The sequence below is a fragment of the Streptomyces sp. NPDC085944 genome (assembly GCF_040686295.1).
Lineage (GTDB): Bacteria > Actinomycetota > Actinomycetes > Streptomycetales > Streptomycetaceae > Streptomyces > Streptomyces salinarius.
In genome coordinates this window covers 19,719-22,804 of record NZ_JBFBJX010000029.1, presented here as the reverse complement: position 1 = coordinate 22,804, position 3,086 = coordinate 19,719, and the positions used below count along the sequence as shown (strand labels likewise).

The 3,086-nt window shown below is 70.0% G+C and carries 3 protein-coding genes; all 3 read right to left on the bottom strand.

Annotated features, from left to right (window positions below; all coding sequences use genetic code 11):
• Positions 1 to 28 precede the first annotated feature (28 nt).
• The 3 genes from fabD to AB0P07_RS34670 are packed head-to-tail and all read right to left on the bottom strand — an operon-like array spanning position 29 to position 3,056.
• Positions 29 to 901: an ACP S-malonyltransferase gene (gene fabD / locus AB0P07_RS34680; RefSeq protein ID WP_365557905.1), complete on the bottom strand. Its 873-nt coding sequence runs from the start codon at positions 899 to 901 to the stop codon at positions 29 to 31.
• Between the two features lie 26 nt (positions 902 to 927).
• The gene (locus tag AB0P07_RS34675) at positions 928 to 1,584 is read right to left on the bottom strand and encodes a hypothetical protein (protein ID WP_365557902.1); all 657 of its coding nucleotides are present in this window, start codon (positions 1,582 to 1,584) and stop codon (positions 928 to 930) included.
• 59 nt (positions 1,585 to 1,643) lie between these two features.
• The gene (locus AB0P07_RS34670; protein ID WP_365557899.1) at positions 1,644 to 3,056 is read right to left on the bottom strand and encodes a PfaD family polyunsaturated fatty acid/polyketide biosynthesis protein; all 1,413 of its coding nucleotides are present in this window, start codon (positions 3,054 to 3,056) and stop codon (positions 1,644 to 1,646) included.
• Positions 3,057 to 3,086: the final 30 nt, after the last annotated feature.

The following is a 3,086-nucleotide window of genomic DNA, read 5'->3' as shown; positions in this document are numbered from 1 at the left end:
TGCCTTCACTCCTCTCAGTGCTTCGGGGTCAGCCCGACGCGCCGGCGGGGACCGGCCGTCCGACGCGGATCTGGCTGATCAGACCGGTGAGGACCTGGCCGGGGCCGAGTTCGTGGAACTCCGGCTCGGGCCGGTCGAGGAGGAACCCGATGGACTCCGTCCATCGGACCGGGCTCGTCAGCTGTCGCACCAGGAGCTCGGCGGCCTCGTCGTCCGCGTAGGGCCGTGCGGTGGTGTTGGAGACGACCGGGATGCGCAGCGGTGCGAGTCGGTAGCCCGCGAGGAACTGCTCGAACTCCCGGGCCGCCGGGGCCATCGGCCATGCGTGGAAGGCACCGCTGACCTTCAGCGGCACGACCGCTCGGGTCTCCCGCTTCAGCAGTTCGACGGCGGCAGCGATGTCATCGGGCGGACCGGAGACGACGGTCTGCTCGGGAGCGTTGAGGTTGGCTACGTCGACCGGCGGCGCGTCGTCCCCCGCCAGCACCTCACGCACCCGCTCGGCGGTGATGCCGAGCACCGCGGCCATCGCGCCGGGGCCGGCCTGCGCCATCAGCGCGGCACGCTTGGCGACGAGTTCCAGACCCGTGACGAAGTCGAAGGCGCCGGCCGCGAAGAGCGCGACGTACTCGCCGAGGCTGTGCCCTGCCACGTAGTCCGGAAGTTCGCCGGTGGTCCTGATCCGGTCGACGTACGACAGGGCGCCCACCGTGTACATGGCGCACTGGGTGTAGCGGGTGTCGGAGAGGCGCTCCTCCGGCCCGTGCAGACACAGCTGTTCGATGGAGTAGCCGAGGACCGCGTCGGCCTGCCGCACGAGGTGTGGATACCTCCCGAAGAGCTCCTTGCCCATGCCCAGGCGGTGTGCGCCCTGGCCGGGAAACACATGAATGACCGTCACTTGAGGCCCTTCTGTGGGGTGGTGGACTAGAGGGAGGCGGCGGGCCGCACGCGTGCTCGGTCGGGCAGCCCGAGGTTCGGCAGCCTCAGGTAGCGGACGTTCGCCCGGATGAAGGGCTGGATGAGCAGATCGACGCCGGCGAGGAAGCACACCGTGCCGACGCCGACCGGCCCGCCGAGCAGGAACCCCACGGCGAGCAGCACCACTTCGATGAGCCCTTTGGAGCACCAGAACGGCCAGCGCCACTGGTGCGTCATGGCGATCGCGAGTACGTCGATCGGCCTGATACCGAAGCCGCTCATGATGATCAGCGCGGAGCCGTAGGCGCACATGAGGGTCGCCAGCGCGACGAGAGCGGGCGACCCGACCTCCAGCAGGCGCCCGGGGTCCGCCCACAGGAGCAGATCGATGACACTGCCGCAGAAGAAGAAGGTGAACATGGGTGCCACCAGCGGTCGTCTTCGGTTCCAGAGCGCCACTGTGCCGAGGCAGACCACGGCCACCCCGGCCTGGGCGATGCCCACGGTGACGGCGACGTGCTCCTTCAGGCCCAAGGCGAACACGTCGAGCGGGTCCGTGCCCAGATCGGCGTGGACGAAGAGGTACGCCCCGCTCGAGAAGACCAGACATCCGGCCAGATACAGCAGGTACGTTTGATACCGGCGGCGAAGGGCCACGGGCATGGCTCGTCCTCCAGGACGTGTCGGCGAGCGGATGCGAGGACACGCGCGAACGCGAGAGTTCAGGCCTGCTGCCGTGCGGCCACCTCGTCGAGGCGCTGCTGCCACAGCCGGGCCGCCCCTGCCATGAGGAGCTCGGCCAGGTCATCGACGTGGCGGGCGCGCCAGTGCTCACGGGCGGTGCCCCGCAACAGGCCGTTGAGGGCGCCCAGCGCGGGGCCGCAGGGAATCTGGTAGTCCACGCGTTGCTCGGGTGCCCCGCTCATCGCGAGCCGGGCGGAGTGCACGAAGTACCACTTGAAGACAAGGATCATCCTGAGCTTCGGGTCCCGTTCGGCCGCCGCCAGCTGGTCCGGGTCGGTGGTGCGCAGGTACCCGGCGGTCTCCTGCCACACCTCGTCGAACGTGCGGTGGAAGTACTTGTCCTGGATCTGCCGGGCGGTTCTCCCGTCTAGCTCTTCGAGCGAGTTGTGCCGCAGCGTCAGCTCGTAGAGCTTGTTGGCACGGGTCGGGAACAGCAGGCCCTTGCGCAGGACCTGTGCCTTGGCGCCGATCTCCAGCATGTCCCCGGCGGGGACGATGGCGGTGTCCTGCACCTCCGCCTGCTGCAGCATGTCCTTGGCCGCGTCACTCGTGCCGGCCTCGACGGTGCACTGGTTGATGCTTCCGGTGAGAACGAAGTCGGCGTTCATCATGAAGGCCGCGGCAACGGCCTCGGGGGTGCCGATACCGCCCGCGACGCCGACGCGCACGTCCGCGGCGCCGGGGAGACGATCCGCCGCGACCGATTCGCGGACCCGCAGCATCGCGGGCAGCAGTGTGACGAGCGGCCGTTGGTCGGTGTGGCCGCCCGAGTCGGCCTCGACGCAGAGGTCGTCGGCCATGGGCACACGAGCAGCCAGTTCCGCCTCCTGGGCGCTGATGCTGCCGGCCAGCAGCAGATCCCGCACGACAGCGGGCGGTGGAGGGCTCAGGAACGCCTCGGCCGTCTCGGGCCGTGACACCTTGCCCAGCACCTTGTGCGGCACGTCCACCCCACCGCTCGGAGTGGGGGTGAGACCGGTGACCCTGTAGCGGACCAGGGCGGGTGTCATCCGGATGAACGCGGCCGCCTCGACGCGCGGCACGCGGTGCGCGAGGAGGAGGTCGACCAGCCTCTCCTCCTTGCGCGGTGCGCCGGGCGAGCAGAGCAGGTTCATGCCGTAGGCGCGGCCGGCGCCGAGCGTGGCGTCGAGCGCCCGGATCACCTCTTCCACACGCTCGGTGCGCAGACCGCCGGTGCCGAAGTAGGCGAGCAGTCCTGCTCGGGCCATCCGCACGACCATGCCCTGCGAGGCCGTGCCCTTGAACATCGAGCCCGCCACGTAGGCGTAGCGCACCCCGTGGTCCCGCAGGAACGCGGCCGAGCCGAGATGCTCGGGCAGCAGCCGTCGCGCCGTCGTGAGCGGGCGGGCTATGGCGCCCTCCTGATCCATGTGATCGCGTCCCGTCCCTCGTGAGTCCCG

Excerpts from the sequence above, each read along its gene's own strand:
- AB0P07_RS34675 (WP_365557902.1), bottom strand. The coding sequence starts at position 1,584 with ATGCCCGTGGCCCTTCGCCGCCGGTATCAAACGTACCTGCTGTATCTG.
- AB0P07_RS34670 (WP_365557899.1), bottom strand. The coding sequence starts at position 3,056 with ATGGATCAGGAGGGCGCCATAGCCCGCCCGCTCACGACGGCGCGACGG.